Origin of the sequence: Mesorhizobium sp. B2-2-3, from assembly GCF_006442405.1 — a bacterium.
Taxonomy (GTDB): domain Bacteria; phylum Pseudomonadota; class Alphaproteobacteria; order Rhizobiales; family Rhizobiaceae; genus Mesorhizobium.
In genome coordinates, this window is record NZ_VFWC01000002.1 from 388,640 (window position 1) to 402,500 (window position 13,861).

A 13,861-nucleotide genomic window follows, 5' to 3' on the forward strand; every position below is an offset into this window, starting at 1 on the left:
GACGGCAATTCTCCCCTGCCGGCAGGCGGGCAAAAACTGAACATTCTTGTTTCCACGGGATCCGCGCCCTCGGCCAGAGAGCGCCAACATCGGACAGAGACCATGACAAAGATGACCACCGCGGAGCTGCGCGGCTATCAGCAGATATGCGGCAAGGACGGGGCCATGCTGGCCATCGCCTGCGACCAGCGCGGCGGCATGCGCACCTTGCTGGCGTCGGATCCGGCCGAACAGGCCAGGATCACCAACGACATGCTCGGCGACACCAAGGCCGACATCACGCGCTACCTTGCAAGTGCCGCGTCCTGCGTGCTGCTCGACCCGCTCTGCGCGGTGCCGCGGGTTGTCGAGGAGGGCGTGCTGAACCGCGATACCGCGCTGCTTATCGGCCTCGACGCCTCGGGTTTCGACGTCTCGCCTGAAGGCTATCGCCTGTCGCGCCTTGTCCCCGGCATCGATGCGCGCCGCGTGCGCGAACTGGGTGGCACGGGCGGCAAGATCATGGTGTATCTGCGGGCCGACAAGCCCGAAGCGAATGAGCACAACATCGCCATCCTGCGCCAATGCATCGCCGATTTCGGGCAGGAAGATTTGTTGCTCGTCGTCGAATTCCTGACCTATCAGCTCGAAGACGAAAGCCCGGAAGATTATGCGGCGAAGACCCCCTGGCTCGTCGAGGAAGGCACAAGGATATCGCTGGAGTGCGGGGCAAAGGTGCTGAAGCTTCCGTATCCCGGAACGCCGGAAGCCTGCGCCAACATCACCAGAATGGCTGGCGAGGTGCCGTGGGCGGTGCTTTCGGCCGGCGTCAACCACGCCACCTTCCTCGGCCAGGTCGAGATTGCCATGCAGAACGGCGCCTCCGGCGTCATCGCCGGCCGCTCGCTGTGGAAGGACTGCATCTCGCTCGATCGTGACATTCAGCGCGAAAGGCTTAAGACCATCGCGGTGCCGCGATTGCGTGAGATCCAGGCGGTAATCGGGCATCACCGGCGCAAGGCCGCCGCCTGATATCCGCGTTGGATCACCGACACGTGCAGGACGTCATGCCTCTCAGCATAGGGATAGATATAGGCGGCACCAATCTGCGGGCCGCCCGCATTTCGGGCGCCGGCGAAATCCTCGAACGTCTGTCCGAAAAGAGCGCGCCGGACCCGCAGGCTGTGCTCTCGCGGATCGCCGGGATGGTGCGCCGGCTCGACACATCGGAGGTTTCGGCCATCGGCATCGGTGTTCCCGGTCGCGTCGACGCGGATCGCCGCGCGGTCCTGTCCGGCGGCTACGTCAATCTGGCCTCCGTCTCGCTGGCGCAGCGCCTGGAAGACATGGCCGGCAAGCCCGTCGTCATCGACAATGACTGCAACATGGCACTGGTCGCCGAGATGGCGCTCGGCGCCGGCCGGGGCCATCACGACGTCGCCATGTTCACCATCGGCACCGGCATTGGCGGGGCCGTCGCTCAACATCGGCGGATCGTGCGTGGCCGGGCAACGGCAGGGCAGCTCGGCCACATCACTGTCGACGTCAATGGCGAGGTCTGCGCCTGCGGCCGGCGCGGTTGTGTCGAGACCACCAGTTCGGGCACCGCGCTTGGCCGTCACATCGCGCGGGCCGGCTTGCGTACCGACCTTTCGGTCGACCAGCTCTTTGCCCGCGACGCCGCCGGAGACATCCAGGCGCGCACTATACTCGAAGCCTGGGCAATGCCCTTACGTGCCGCCATCGATACCAGCGTCGCCATGTTCGACCCCGGTGTCGTCCTGCTCGGCGGCGGTCTTGGCTGGGCGGCACACAAGGCGCTCGGCCGCGCGCCGGCCCTGGCGCCGTGGTACCAGTGCCCGGTCGAGCCGGCGCAGCTCGGCGACGACGCCGGCGTGATCGGGGCGGGATTGCAGGCGCTGGCCGGAACAGACATGGCGACAGCGCCGATTTTTGGCCGGCATTTTGTGCAAGCCGGCGCGGCCAGGCGCGCCGTGCTGGTCAACGGCATCCCGGCCAGCGGCAAGAGCACGGTGTCGCGCGGCATCGCCGACCGCATGGGATGGCCGTTGCTTGCGCTCGACACGATCAAGAATCCGTTTCTCGAGGTGCTCGGCGGCGGCGACCGCGCATTCAACCGCACGCTCGGCCGCGCCAGCTATCGGGCGATCTGGTCAGTCGTCGGCGAAGCCCCAGCGGGCTCCACATTCATCGTCGACGCCTGGTTCGGTTTCCAGCCGCGCGAGCTGCTCGATGATCATCTCAGGAATGCCGGGGTCGAACAGACCGTCGAAATCTGGTGCCATGCGCCCGGCGAAGTCCTTGCCGAGCGTTACGGCGCCCGGCTCGGCCAGCGTCCCGCCGGCCATCCAGGCGCGGCCTATATCCCCGAACTGATCGAACTCGCCAGGCGCGCCGAACCGCTGCGGCGCGGTCCGCTCTTCGACGTCGACACGACGAAACCGATCGACCTCGATGCCATCACGGCATGGCTGCGAGCGATGATGACGGGCGACGTTTAGAACGTTGGTGGACAAGAAGCAGCTGGCCTGGCCTGCCTAGTCAATAACCGACGGTGAAGCGCTGCTTTATGTGGGCGGGCTTCTCGATCTCGTCGACCATCGCGATGGCGTAATCCTCGAAGGAAATGCTGCTGCCCTTGTCCGAAGCCAGAAGCGTGTCCTTGCCGAGGCGGAACTTGCCGGTTCGCTCGCCCGGGATGAACATGGCGGACGGCGACAGGAACGTCCAGTCGAGGTCATCGATGGTCTTCAACTTGTCGAGGAAGTCGGCGCCCTTCTGCGCCTCGGCCTTGTAGATGTCGGGAAATTCGGGCGTGTCGACCAGCCGCTTGCCGGGCGCGACCTCAAGGCTGCCCGCACCGCCGACGACCAGGTAGCGCTTCACGCCGGAGGCTCGCACCGCGGCGATCAGCGTGTCGGCATCGCTGTCGAGGAAATGCACCGAACTGATCACCACATCGTGGCCGCGGACCAGCTTGGCGAGGCCTTCCTTGTCGAAGACGTCGCCCTTCCTGGCCGTCACGCCAGGCAGCGCGGCGATTTTTTCAGGATTGCGGGCGATGCCGGTGACCGTGTGGCCACGGCCGGAGAGTTCCTTGAGCAGGCGCGAACCGACTGCGCCCGATGCGCCGATGAGAGCGACTTTTGCCATGTCTTTTTCCATTCCTTGTTGGAGGTGGGTTGGGGGTCACGCGGCCGCGATATGAGCGAGGAGATTGTCGAAACTGCCGAACAGCGCGTTCGAACCGATGAGGCGCGGCGCATCGTTGCGGATGACGGCGAGCGAAGGCACGCCATTGGAATGCAAGCGCTGGAACAGCGCGCGGCCTCGGCCGACCAGTTCGCGGTGAGCTGTCAGCAATCCTTCGGTTGGCGCCTTCACCAGTTCGCCGGCATCGGCCATGCCGGCGGCGGCGAGCACCTCGGCGACACCGCCGACCGTGACGATATCGCGCCCATCGACATAGCGCGCGTTCTGGATCGCCTTCAGCGCGGCCAGCCGGCGGCCGGGATCTTCCGGGCCCGCTGCGGTAATCGCGAGGGTCGCGGCATGGGAATCCAGCAACGTGCCGCGAACATTCAGCACGTTGTCCCGATAGGCCTGCGTGAAAACCTGTCCCGTTAACCGCTCGATGCGCTGGTCGTTCGCCCAGGCATGGGCGGCAAAACCGTCATCCATCGGCCGAGCGCCTGCCCCCGAAAACAGGCCGGTCGGCAAGAGCTCGACGCGCACGCCGCTGGCGGACAGTTTTTCGAGCATCGGGCTTGCGCCATAACACCAGCCGCAGAGCGGATCGAAAAGATAGGTCACTTCTGGATTGCCCACGGTCGCCCGGTCTCCGTTGCGGTGGCGTTGGCTGCCCCGTCCGCCAAATGTCTTGGCTTACATGTGGCAGGTGATGGTCTTGCAATAAACGGTGCCCAATAATACAAACTGTCTGATCTAATCAGACAAAGCATGTGACCGAACTCCTGAATCTCAATCGGCTTGTCTATTTCACCACGGTGATGGAGACAGGCTCGTTCACCACGGCGGCGGACCGGCTTGGCGTGGCCAAGGCCGTGGTCAGCCACCAGATCGGCAGGCTTGAACAGGAATTGGGCGCGACGCTCATGCGGCGCACGACGCGGCGTGTCACGCCGACCGAGGAGGGTCGCCTCTTCTACGACCGCGCGATGATCATCCTGCGCGAAGCCGAAGCGGCCTATGGCGAGATCTCGCACGGGGCGATCGAACCCAAGGGAATGCTGAGGCTGACCGCGCCGCTCGACTATGGCACCAAGATCGTTGCGCCGGTCATGGCCGCCTATCTCCGAACCTATCCGCATATGCGCGTCGAGGCGATTTTCGATGACGCCGTCAGCAATCTGGTGGACGAGCAGATCGACCTCGGCATCCGCGTCGGCTGGCTTGCGGATTCCTCCAATCAGGCGCGGCGCCTGGGCACGATACAGCAGGTCGTGGTGGCGAACCCGACCTTCGCCGCAAGGCTGCCGCCCGATGTCACCCCGCGCCAGGCAAGATCGCTTGCCTGGGTCGGCAACGCCCAGCTGCGCGGCATCGGCCAATGGCTGTTTTCAAGAGAGGGAGAAACGGTGTTGACCGAACTCAACCCGGTCATCATGTGCGACAAGAGCCCGGCGGCTCTTGCCTGCGTGCTCGCCGGTATCGGATTGGGCGTATTTCCCGACTACAGTGTCGGCGACGATATCGCCGAGGGGCGTCTCGTGCCGGTATTTGCCGACTGGACGTTGCCTGCCGGCGGCATCCATGCCGTTTTCCCTCCGGCCCGGTTCCGGCCAGCCAAGGTCCGCGCCTTCGTCGAGTTGCTGGCGGCCGCCGAGAAGAAACGCTCGCGTCTCGTCGAAACGGCCTGAGGCGACGGAGACAGCCCGCCAGCTCGAGGCTGACGGGCTGATCGTTTTGGTCGCCGGGCGCTCACCGATAGGTCGCGTATAGATCCTCAATCCGCTCGCACGGTGCGGCCGCTGGGCGCGGTACTCGCAGGCGAGATCATATTCGGCACCAGAATGTCATTGCGGCGCGCGAAGGCGATCAAGGTCGCCCGCACGGTTTCCGCATCGATCTCGCCGGCAATGCCGGCTTTGCAAGCGTTGAGGGCGACGGCATGGGCGCCGTTCCGGCTGGCAACGGGCCAGTCCTGCAGCACGGCATATGCTTCCATCGCAGTCTCGATCGTCACCGGAAGCCCCATTCCGACCAAGATCGTCACGGGTTCTTCAAAGCGCATCTGTGCCATGGTTTAAACCTCCATTCGACGGCAAACGAACCGAAGCATGTCGGGCAGCCTGGTGCGCGAAGACAGGTCGGCGCGGATAGGGCGGGTGCGCCGGTGTCGTCGGATTTCCGGCGGCCGCGAGCCTGATCTCGGCTGGCTCGACCGGGCTTGCTTGAGCACCGGCGAGCCTCGGCCGGGCGCCGGTAGCGCCCTATGCGCCCTGGCGAGCGCCTCGAGCCAGGCAAGGACGGAAAGCGGCGGAAGCGCCCGCCCATCGAGCCAGGCGGCGACCTGGCTTTGCGGGCAACCAAGCTCGTCGACGAGGTCTGCCGCTTTCCACCTCAACGTTTTCAGGCATTCACGCAATTGGCCCACGATCATGTCGGTCCTCCTCCCAACCGGACATCGGTCCATCGTTTGCTGTGGGGCTCCGATGATCGCGTCCTCCATCCCTGGTTGAGCCGCCGGAGCTTTCCGAGGCTGCCGACACATGCTGCGCGGCCAGGAACATCAGCGTCGACGCCGCCGTTCGGCGGCTCCAGCCTGCGGACTCGGCCATGTCGAGAACGCGCATCAACAATGGCCCCAGCACGCTCCTGCATTCTGCCTCGTAGGCGAGAAATTCGTTTGCCGGATGCGTGGGCGCCGAAACGGAACCGATACCGGTCATAGTGGTCTCTCTCCAAACTTTCCCCGGGAAGCGCCCGCTCCCACTTGTGGGAGCGGGCGGCCTCCCAGCGTCCTAGAAGTCCATGCCCGCGCCGGCGGGCATGGCAGGGGTCGCGGCCTCCTTCTTTGGCTTCTCGGCCACCATCGCCTCGGTGGTGACCAGCAGGCCAGCGACGGAAGCGGCATCCTGAAGCGCGGTGCGCACGACCTTTGCCGGATCGATGACGCCTTGGCCGTAGAGATCGCCGAACTCGTTGGTCTGGGCGTTCCAGCCCCAGCCGAACTCGCTCTTCTCACGCAACTTGCCGACGATGATCGAGCCCTCGGCGCCGGCGTTCTCCGCGATCTGGCGCACCGGGGTCTCGATCGCACGCCGCACGATCTCGACACCGGTCCTCTGGTCGGCATTGTCGATCGGCAAGGCATCGAGCGCCTTGGCGGCCCGGAGCAACGCGACGCCGCCGCCCGGGAGTACGCCTTCCTCGACCGCCGCACGGGTCGCATGCAGCGCGTCGTCGACACGGTCCTTGCGCTCCTTCACCTCGACTTCCGTCGAACCGCCGACACGGATGACGGCGACGCCACCGGCGAGCTTCGCCAGCCGCTCCTGCAGTTTCTCGCGGTCGTAGTCGGAGGTAGTCTCCTCGATCTGCGCTTTGATCTGGGCGATGCGGCCCTGGATCTCTTCCTTGCGGCCAACGCCGTCGACGATGGTGGTGTTTTCTTTTTCGATCACCACTTTCTTGGCGCGGCCCAGCATCTGCAGCGTGACGTTCTCGAGCTTGATGCCGAGATCCTCGCTGATCGCCGTGCCGCCGGTGAGGATGGCAATATCCTCCAGCATCGCCTTGCGGCGATCGCCGAAGCCGGGCGCCTTGACGGCCGCGACCTTCAGGCCGCCGCGCAATTTGTTCACGACCAGCGTGGCGAGCGCCTCGCCCTCGACATCCTCGGCGATGATCAGCAGCGGCTTGCCCGACTGCACGACTGCCTCGAGGACGGGGAGCATGGCTTGCAGGTTGGACAGTTTCTTCTCGTGGATCAGCACATAGGGCTCTTCGAGCTCGACGCGCATCTTGTCCTGGTTGGTGATGAAGTACGGGCTGAGATAGCCGCGGTCGAACTGCATGCCTTCGACCACCTCCAGTTCGGTCTCGGCGGTCTTGGCCTCCTCCACCGTGATGACACCTTCATTGCCGACCTTCTCCATCGCCTCGGCGAGGAACCGGCCGATCTCGGGATCGCCATTGGCCGAAATGGTGCCGACCTGGGCGATCTCATCGTTTTTCGTCACCTTGCGGGCGTTGGCCTTCAGTTCGGCGACGACCGCTTCCACGGCCTTGTCGATGCCGCGTTTCAAATCCATCGGATTCATGCCCGAGGCGACGGCCTTGGCGCCTTCCTTGACGATGGCTTGGGCCAGAACGGTCGCGGTCGTGGTGCCGTCGCCGGCGATGTCGTTGGTCTTCGAAGCGACTTCGCGCACCATCTGCGCGCCCATGTTTTCGAACTTGTCTTCCAGTTCGATCTCCTTGGCCACCGTCACACCATCCTTGGTGATGCGCGGCGCGCCGAAGGATTTGTCGATAACGACGTTGCGGCCTTTGGGACCGAGCGTCACCTTCACCGCATTGGCCAGAATGTCGACGCCGCGCAGCATCTTCTCGCGGGCTTCGGTATGGAATTTCACTTCCTTGGCAGCCATTGGATCACTCCTTCAATTTAGGCAGCTTTCGTTGACTGGTAACTTGGCAAGAAGCCGTCAGGCGGCCTTCTTCACGGTCGCGGTCTGCTCGATCACGCCCATCACATCGCTTTCCTTCATGATGATCAGGTCTTGGCCGCCGAGCTTGATCTCGGTGCCGGACCATTTGCCGAACAGAATGCGGTCACCCACCTTGACGTCGAGCGGCTGTAGCTGCCCGGCTTCGTTGCGGGCACCCGGGCCAGCGGCGATCACCTCGCCTTCCTGCGGCTTTTCCTTGGCTGTGTCGGGAATGATAATGCCGCCAGCCGTTTTCTCCTCGGCTTCGATGCGGCGGACCAGGATACGGTCGTGCAATGGGCGGAACGTCATGTCGTTCTCCTTCAAGGACAAACAGTTTTTGAGGTTCCTCCGCGCCGGACCGGCAATATCGGCCCGGCACGAGGTGCCGCGACCCTTGTTCAGGCATCGCGCGCGCATATCGAGCTAGTTTTGGAATTTTCCGGTTTCAAGAGGTTGGCGCAAAAATTTTGGCGCTCGTCGCATGAGAGTGCCAACGCGTTGTTATCATGCGGGGATTCTCGCCAGGTCGACGATTTCACCGCTTGAATTTTGGTGAAGAGCTAACAAGATTATCCTGGCCGGCGCTGCCGAAGCACAGCCGGAAACTGGACGCTATCGAGGAGTTTTTGCAGACGGAGGACAGCGATGGACCGACATAAATTTTCGCCGATCATGCCTTCCCTGACTGACACGCCCGACACCTCGCTTGACCGGCTGCTTTCGCCGGCGAGGCACTTCAAACATCCTGACGAGGTATTGGAAGACGACGCGCTCGACCTCTGGGAAAAGCGGGCGATCCTGTCGTCTTGGGCCTCGGATGCCTGCGCGGTGGAGTCGATGCCGGAACTGCGCCTGCCGCCGGGAGTCGAGCGGCCGGTTTGCTTCGACCACATCATGGAGGCCCTATGCAAGCTCGACATCGACGTGCCGGCGCCGCGGTCCACGCCGGACGAATTCCGGCACGACTTCGCCAGGATGAATGCATAGGTCGTCAGCGAAAGGAGAAACATATGGTGACTGCGGTCAGCAGAGAATTCCGCCTGCAGATGGATGGCTACGGCCTGACCACGGCCGAGATTCACTATTATATGCCTGACTACCCCAACCTGCTGCAGCTCTATGTCTGGCAGGAATACGACCTCGCTCCCGATTTTCCGGAGCTGAAGGGCTTCCTTGGCTATTGGGAAAGCGAACTGGACGGCGCGCTGCATTCCGTGCGCGTCGCACACCATCGTCTAATCACACCGTCGGAATGGCGCGCCGTTGACGGCATCGTTGCCATCCATTGAGCGGATCAAAAAACCTGAAGCGCGTCGCCTGCAACGCGGCGCGCTCAAAGGCTCGATTGAGCATACCTAAAATCAGAGTTCCCGAGCAGGATGAGTGATGGGATTCGTGTCATCCTGCTCTGACAGCCATCGGCTGGGCCGTCGTTGACATCGCCGCGGAACGGAATTGCTGGGGCGAAGCGGAGCGGCCCCTCGTCAGGCCGGCTCGCTTGGCCGCCTTCAAGAAGGCCTTGTAGGCGGCACGCCCGCTGCGCCAGCCATCCAGCGCATCACGGCATGCACGGCCGGCGGCGCGCCAGCTTGGTCCGCGCGCCCATTTCGGCCATTGTTGATCCAGGCATTCCAGAGCCTCGAAGCTGCTGGCGACCTTGCGTGGGGCGTCCGACAATTCGAGGGTAATCGGCTGGGGAAACCGAATATCGTTCATCACTTCCTCCGTTTTTTGACGTCTTTTTGCGAGTAAGCAATCGGATGGCGTCACCGGCGACCGTCCATCCGTGATCGAGATGGTCAGCCGTTCAGGCCGCGTCAAGGGCCGCCGGAATCTCGACGAGACGTTCGATCAGGCCTCTTGACGCCACGCCCGTCAGTTCCCAGATCGATTCCGCCGGCGCCGGAAGGGCCGGCAGGTCAAGGAGTGCCGCATCCTTGGCACTCCTCGTACCCATGTTGCTCAGCGAAGGAGGATATGGCTATGAGAACCGCTTTCGACTTTTCACCGCTCTATCGGTCGAGCATAGGCTTCGACCGCATTTTCGACCTGCTGGAGAATGCCAGCCGCACGGCGAACGTCGACAACTGGCCGCCCTACGACATCTCCAGGACCGGTGACGACGCCTACCGCATCACCATGGCGGTAGCCGGCTTCGGTCAAGACGAATTGAGCATCGTGCATGAACCCAACATGCTCGTCATCGCCGGCGAGCGTGCCGGAGAGGACAATGGCGAATACCTGCATCGCGGCATCGCCGGACGGCCGTTTGAGCGACGCTTCGAACTTGCCGACCATGTGAAGGTGACCGGCGCCGGCCTCGTCAACGGTCTCCTGACCGTCGATCTTCAGCGTGAGATTCCCGAAGAGATGAAACCGCGCAAGATCGAGATCGGCACCAGCATGGCCAAAGCCAAGGAAAAATCCGCGGCAAAGCCCGTGCAAGTGGAAAAACAGGCCGCGTGAGGCAATTCGGGTCAGGGCTTCCACCAACCGGACGCCGGTCGCCCGGTGGTGGAGACGCAAGCAAAGAGGAGAAAGACAATGAGCGTACGTGATCTCATTCCTTTTGGCCGGGAACGCGGACAGGTGCCCAGCCTTCTGCGCGATGGCGAACGTGATCCGTTCATGTCGTTGCACCGCGAGGTGAACCGTCTTTTCGACGATGTTTTCCGCGGTTTCGGCTCCGGTCTGCCATCCTTGCCTTCCGTTGCCGCGAACGGCGGACGCTGGCCGAGCGTCGAGATCTCCGACACTGGAAAGGAGGTCCGTGTCACGGCCGAAGTGCCTGGCATGGAGGAAAAGGACATCGAGGTCCTGCTCGATGACGACGTGCTGACCCTGAAGGGCGAAAAGCGGTCCGAGACCGAGGACAAGGAGCGCCAGTTCTCCGAGCGCTATTACGGCCGTTTCGAGCGCCGCATTCCGCTCGGCGTCGAGGTAGAGCAAGACAATGTCGAAGCGCGCTTCAGGAACGGCGTCCTGACGGTTACATTGCCGAAGACCGCGAAAGCGCAAGCGCAGGCAAAGCGGATCGAAATCAAGAGTTGAACCACCTATGCCGGCGGTTGGACAAACCCACCCGCCGGTTCAGGTCGAGATGTTGACGGCTTACACTGCGGACGCCATTGCTTTGCCGGCTGGATTATTTTCGGCGACAGGTCTGTCTTTTGTGCGGTGGCCCGGCTTGCCCGCCCCCCTGGTCGCTTTGGCTTGGCTTTGCTTTGGCGGGCGGATTGTGTTTGGTTTTGCGGGATTTGTTTTTGACCCTCTGCGTCGGCTTTGGGTTTTTGCTGGGCTCTGACGAGGGTTCAAATCAGCGGGGGGCCATCAGCCGGATACAAGAACAGCCCGGGGTGAGCCGGGCTGTTTTGATTTGGTTGCGGGGACAGGATTTGAACCTGTGACCTTCAGGTTATGAGCCTGACGAGCTACCGGGCTGCTCCACCCCGCGCCACCTATGAGCAAGCGTGAGCTTGCTTCGACCTCTGGAAGCAGGTGTTTTCTGCTTCGATCTCTGGAAGCAGGTGTTTTCTGCTTCGATGTTTGGAAGCGGGCGTTTGCCTGCTTCGCGCCGCCAAATTGAAAGGGCCGCTTACGCGGCCCGTTGTCCCGTTGGCGGGCCTGTTCGTGAAGAGAAGATTTCACATCCATCCGATTGGATGTGAGTTTAACGTGCGTTTGGCAGACCTGGCAGCGACCTACTCTCCCGCGTCTTGAGACGAAGTACCATCAGCGCTGGAGCGTTTCACGGCCGAGTTCGGAATGGGATCGGGTGCAGCCGCTCCGCCATAACCACCAGGTCGGCAAAACGCACGTTATTCGAGAAGCTGGGTTAGGGATTGGGCAGTAGGCAATAGTGAATAGGGGATGCCTATTCGCTATTGGCTCGTTGCTCTTCACCTGTCTTTTTGTGCCTGAGCGACATCCACAGTTTGCTTTCGGGCGAAGCCCGCAAGCGCGACTGCGCGTCGCCGGTCGTCCGGCGCCCTCGCGGAGCATAGGCCCGTAAGGGCCGCTCATGCGTGAGCGCTGGCCAGACCATCGTGTTTCACGATGGGCATAAGGAATGAGAACGATCAAGCCGATCGAACTATTAGTACCGGTAAGCTTCAAGCGTTGCCGCTCTTCCACACCCGGCCTATCAACGTGGTCGTCTTCCACGGTTCTCAGGGAATACTCGTTTTAAGGTGGGTTTCCCGCTTAGATGCCTTCAGCGGTTATCCCGTCCGGATATAGCTACCCTGCTATGCGGCTGGCGCCACAACAGGTCCACCAGAGATCCGTCCATCCCGGTCCTCTCGTACTAGGGACAGATCCTTTCAATATTCCTACACCCACGGCAGATAGGGACCGAACTGTCTCACGACGTTCTGAACCCAACTCACGTACCGCTTTAAATGGCGAACAGCCATACCCTTGGGACCTGCTCCAGCCCCAGGATGCGATGAGTCGACATCGAGGTGCCAAACAACCCCGTCGATATGGACTCTTGGGGGTCATCAGCCTGTTATCCCCGGCGTACCTTTTATCCGTTGAGCGATGGCCCTTCCACGCGGGACCACCGGATCACTATGACCGACTTTCGTCTCTGCTCGACTTGTCAGTCTCGCAGTCAGGCAGGCTTATGCCATTGCACTCAGCGAACGATTTCCGACCGTTCTGAGCCCACCATCGCGCGCCTCCGTTACTCTTTAGGAGGCGACCGCCCCAGTCAAACTACCCACCATACATTGTCCCGGACCCGGATAACGGGCCGCGGTTAGACATCCATAGTGATAAGGGTGGTATTTCAAGGGTGGCTCCACCTGAGCTGGCGCCCAGGTTTCAAAGCCTACCACCTATCCTACACATGCCACTACGAATGCCAATGTAAAGCTATAGTAAAGGTGCACGGGGTCTTTCCGTCTAACCGCAGGAACCCCGCATCTTCACGGGGAATTCAATTTCACTGAGTCTATGCTGGAGACAGCGGGGAAGTCGTTACGCCATTCGTGCAGGTCGGAACTTACCCGACAAGGAATTTCGCTACCTTAGGACCGTTATAGTTACGGCCGCCGTTTACTGGGGCTTCGATTCAGAGCTTGCACCCCTCCTCTTAACCTTCCAGCACCGGGCAGGCGTCAGACCCTATACGTCGCCTTGCGGCTTCGCAGAGCCCTGTGTTTTTGATAAACAGTCGCTACCCCCTGGTCTGTGCCACCCTCCTCTGCTTGCGCAGAAAAGGGTCACGCTTCTTCCGAAGTTACGCGTGCAATTTGCCGAGTTCCTTCAGCATAGTTCTCTCAAGCGCCTTGGTATACTCTACCAGACCACCAGTGTCGGTTTCGGGTACGGTCTATAAGGAGGAGCTATTTCCTGGAACCACTCCGCTGCCCGTTCAATCCGATAAGATTGGACAACTTGTGTGATCCGTCACTACCTCCAGGCCCACGAATATTAACGTGGTTCCCATCGACTACGCGTTTCCGCCTCGTCTTAGGGGCCGGCTAACCCTGCTCAGATTAGCTTTAAGCAGGAACCCTTGGTCTTTCGGCGGGGGAGTCTCTCACTCCCCTTACGTTACTCATGTCAGCATTCGCACTTCTGATACCTCCACCACCCCTCACGGGTATGGCTTCATCAGCTTACAGAACGCTCCGCTACCGCTCGTGATTGCTCACGAACCCTAAGCTTCGGTGTATGGCTTTAGCCCCGGTACATTTTCGGCGCAAAGACCCTTATTTAGACCAGTGAGCTGTTACGCTTTCTTTAAATGATGGCTGCTTCTAAGCCAACATCCTGGTTGTTTTGGGATCCTCACATCCTTTCCCACTTAGCCATAACTTGGGGACCTTAGCTGTAGGTCAGGGTTGTTTCCCTTTTCACGACGGACGTTAGCACCCGCCGTGTGTCTGCCGACTAGTACTCCCAGGTATTCGGAGTTTGGTTAGGTTTGGTAATCCGGTGAGGACCCCTAGCCCATCCAGTGCTCTACCCCCTGGGGTATTCGGTCGACGCTCTACCTAAATAGATTTCGCGGAGAACCAGCTATTTCCGAGTTTGATTGGCCTTTCACCCCTAGCCACAAGTCATCCCGAACTATTGCAACAGTTATGGGTTCGGTCCTCCAGTAAGTGTTACCTTACCTTCAACCTGCTCATGGCTAGATCACTCGGTTTCGGGTCTAATGCGACGAACTG

The 13,861-nt window shown here is 61.6% G+C and carries 15 protein-coding genes, 1 tRNA gene and 2 rRNA genes (1 of these 18 only partly in view); 7 read left to right on the forward strand and 11 right to left on the reverse strand.

Annotation, left to right across the window (positions count from 1 at the left end):
• Positions 1 to 102 precede the first annotated feature (102 nt).
• Positions 103 to 1,011: a tagatose-bisphosphate aldolase gene (locus tag FJ951_RS05045; RefSeq protein ID WP_140500441.1), complete on the forward strand. Its 909-nt coding sequence runs from the start codon at positions 103 to 105 to the stop codon at positions 1,009 to 1,011.
• Positions 1,012 to 1,046: 35 nt separating this feature from the next.
• A complete protein-coding gene (locus tag FJ951_RS05050; RefSeq protein WP_140513820.1) occupies positions 1,047 to 2,501 on the forward strand; it encodes an ROK family protein in 1,455 nt (484 codons plus the stop codon).
• 40 nt (positions 2,502 to 2,541) lie between these two features.
• Here the strand turns inward: FJ951_RS05050 and FJ951_RS05055 are convergent, their stop codons facing one another.
• On the reverse strand, positions 2,542 to 3,153 hold the full coding sequence (locus FJ951_RS05055; RefSeq protein ID WP_140513821.1) for an NAD(P)-dependent oxidoreductase: 612 nt from the start codon (positions 3,151 to 3,153) through the stop codon (positions 2,542 to 2,544).
• Positions 3,154 to 3,189: 36 nt separating this feature from the next.
• Entirely contained in the window at positions 3,190 to 3,828 is a 639-nt protein-coding gene (locus FJ951_RS05060) for a DsbA family protein (RefSeq protein WP_140513822.1), read from the reverse strand.
• Positions 3,829 to 3,962: 134 nt separating this feature from the next.
• Between FJ951_RS05060 and FJ951_RS05065 the strand changes: the two genes are divergently transcribed.
• The gene (locus tag FJ951_RS05065) at positions 3,963 to 4,880 is read left to right on the forward strand and encodes a LysR family transcriptional regulator (RefSeq protein ID WP_140513823.1); all 918 of its coding nucleotides are present in this window, start codon (positions 3,963 to 3,965) and stop codon (positions 4,878 to 4,880) included.
• Positions 4,881 to 4,966: 86 nt separating this feature from the next.
• Here the strand turns inward: FJ951_RS05065 and FJ951_RS05070 are convergent, their stop codons facing one another.
• From FJ951_RS05070 to FJ951_RS05085, 4 genes are all read right to left on the reverse strand, one after another.
• A complete protein-coding gene (locus tag FJ951_RS05070) occupies positions 4,967 to 5,263 on the reverse strand; it encodes a DUF982 domain-containing protein (RefSeq protein WP_140513824.1) in 297 nt (98 codons plus the stop codon).
• 337 nt (positions 5,264 to 5,600) lie between these two features.
• Complete coding sequence (locus FJ951_RS05075; RefSeq protein ID WP_224655820.1) at positions 5,601 to 5,912, reverse strand: hypothetical protein; 312 nt, start codon at positions 5,910 to 5,912, stop codon at positions 5,601 to 5,603.
• A gap of 72 nt (positions 5,913 to 5,984) precedes the next feature.
• Positions 5,985 to 7,616, reverse strand: a complete 1,632-nt coding sequence (groL, locus tag FJ951_RS05080) for a chaperonin GroEL (RefSeq protein ID WP_140513825.1) — start codon at positions 7,614 to 7,616, stop codon at positions 5,985 to 5,987.
• A gap of 57 nt (positions 7,617 to 7,673) precedes the next feature.
• Positions 7,674 to 7,988: a co-chaperone GroES gene (locus FJ951_RS05085; protein ID WP_140513826.1), complete on the reverse strand. Its 315-nt coding sequence runs from the start codon at positions 7,986 to 7,988 to the stop codon at positions 7,674 to 7,676.
• A gap of 336 nt (positions 7,989 to 8,324) precedes the next feature.
• Between FJ951_RS05085 and FJ951_RS05090 the strand changes: the two genes are divergently transcribed.
• Together FJ951_RS05090 and FJ951_RS05095 are read left to right on the forward strand one after the other, a co-directional pair.
• Positions 8,325 to 8,666 carry a hypothetical protein gene (locus FJ951_RS05090; protein WP_224655819.1) on the forward strand — a complete coding sequence of 114 codons (342 nt, stop codon included), beginning with the start codon at positions 8,325 to 8,327 and terminating at the stop codon, positions 8,664 to 8,666.
• A gap of 23 nt (positions 8,667 to 8,689) precedes the next feature.
• Complete coding sequence (locus tag FJ951_RS05095; RefSeq protein WP_140513827.1) at positions 8,690 to 8,968, forward strand: usg protein; 279 nt, start codon at positions 8,690 to 8,692, stop codon at positions 8,966 to 8,968.
• Between the two features lie 109 nt (positions 8,969 to 9,077).
• Here FJ951_RS05095 and FJ951_RS05100 read toward each other — a convergent pair whose 3' ends face one another.
• Both FJ951_RS05100 and FJ951_RS28365 read right to left on the reverse strand, forming a co-directional pair.
• The gene (locus tag FJ951_RS05100) at positions 9,078 to 9,500 is read right to left on the reverse strand and encodes a DUF982 domain-containing protein (RefSeq protein WP_246671681.1); all 423 of its coding nucleotides are present in this window, start codon (positions 9,498 to 9,500) and stop codon (positions 9,078 to 9,080) included.
• Positions 9,487 to 9,636: a hypothetical protein gene (locus FJ951_RS28365; RefSeq protein WP_181165362.1), complete on the reverse strand. Its 150-nt coding sequence runs from the start codon at positions 9,634 to 9,636 to the stop codon at positions 9,487 to 9,489. Before FJ951_RS28365 ends, FJ951_RS05100 begins: the two co-directional genes overlap by 14 nt.
• A gap of 26 nt (positions 9,637 to 9,662) precedes the next feature.
• On the opposite strand from FJ951_RS28365, the gene FJ951_RS05105 reads away from it, so the two are divergent.
• Together FJ951_RS05105 and FJ951_RS05110 are read left to right on the forward strand one after the other, a co-directional pair.
• On the forward strand, positions 9,663 to 10,145 hold the full coding sequence (locus FJ951_RS05105) for an Hsp20 family protein (RefSeq protein WP_140500457.1): 483 nt from the start codon (positions 9,663 to 9,665) through the stop codon (positions 10,143 to 10,145).
• A 78-nt stretch (positions 10,146 to 10,223) separates the two neighbouring features.
• The gene (locus FJ951_RS05110) at positions 10,224 to 10,730 is read left to right on the forward strand and encodes an Hsp20/alpha crystallin family protein (protein WP_140513828.1); all 507 of its coding nucleotides are present in this window, start codon (positions 10,224 to 10,226) and stop codon (positions 10,728 to 10,730) included.
• A 326-nt stretch (positions 10,731 to 11,056) separates the two neighbouring features.
• Here FJ951_RS05110 and FJ951_RS05115 read toward each other — a convergent pair.
• The 3 genes from FJ951_RS05115 to FJ951_RS05125 all read right to left on the reverse strand — a co-directional run.
• Positions 11,057 to 11,133, reverse strand: a tRNA-Met gene (locus tag FJ951_RS05115).
• A 234-nt stretch (positions 11,134 to 11,367) separates the two neighbouring features.
• Positions 11,368 to 11,482 (reverse strand): 5S ribosomal RNA (gene rrf / locus FJ951_RS05120).
• Positions 11,483 to 11,754: 272 nt separating this feature from the next.
• A 23S ribosomal RNA gene (locus FJ951_RS05125) occupies positions 11,755 to 13,861 on the reverse strand (it continues 704 nt past the right edge of the window).

Coding starts and splice junctions, on each gene's coding strand:
- FJ951_RS05045 (WP_140500441.1), top strand. CDS start 103: ATGACAAAGATGACCACCGCGGAGCTGCGCGGCTATCAGCAGATATGC.
- FJ951_RS05050 (WP_140513820.1), top strand. CDS start 1,047: ATGCCTCTCAGCATAGGGATAGATATAGGCGGCACCAATCTGCGGGCC.
- FJ951_RS05055 (WP_140513821.1), bottom strand. CDS start 3,153: ATGGCAAAAGTCGCTCTCATCGGCGCATCGGGCGCAGTCGGTTCGCGC.
- FJ951_RS05070 (WP_140513824.1), bottom strand. CDS start 5,263: ATGGCACAGATGCGCTTTGAAGAACCCGTGACGATCTTGGTCGGAATG.
- FJ951_RS05075 (WP_224655820.1), bottom strand. CDS start 5,912: ATGACCGGTATCGGTTCCGTTTCGGCGCCCACGCATCCGGCAAACGAA.
- groL (WP_140513825.1), bottom strand. CDS start 7,616: ATGGCTGCCAAGGAAGTGAAATTCCATACCGAAGCCCGCGAGAAGATG.
- FJ951_RS05085 (WP_140513826.1), bottom strand. CDS start 7,988: ATGACGTTCCGCCCATTGCACGACCGTATCCTGGTCCGCCGCATCGAA.
- FJ951_RS05090 (WP_224655819.1), top strand. CDS start 8,325: ATGGACCGACATAAATTTTCGCCGATCATGCCTTCCCTGACTGACACG.
- FJ951_RS05095 (WP_140513827.1), top strand. CDS start 8,690: ATGGTGACTGCGGTCAGCAGAGAATTCCGCCTGCAGATGGATGGCTAC.
- FJ951_RS28365 (WP_181165362.1), bottom strand. CDS start 9,636: ATGGGTACGAGGAGTGCCAAGGATGCGGCACTCCTTGACCTGCCGGCC.
- FJ951_RS05105 (WP_140500457.1), top strand. CDS start 9,663: ATGAGAACCGCTTTCGACTTTTCACCGCTCTATCGGTCGAGCATAGGC.
- FJ951_RS05110 (WP_140513828.1), top strand. CDS start 10,224: ATGAGCGTACGTGATCTCATTCCTTTTGGCCGGGAACGCGGACAGGTG.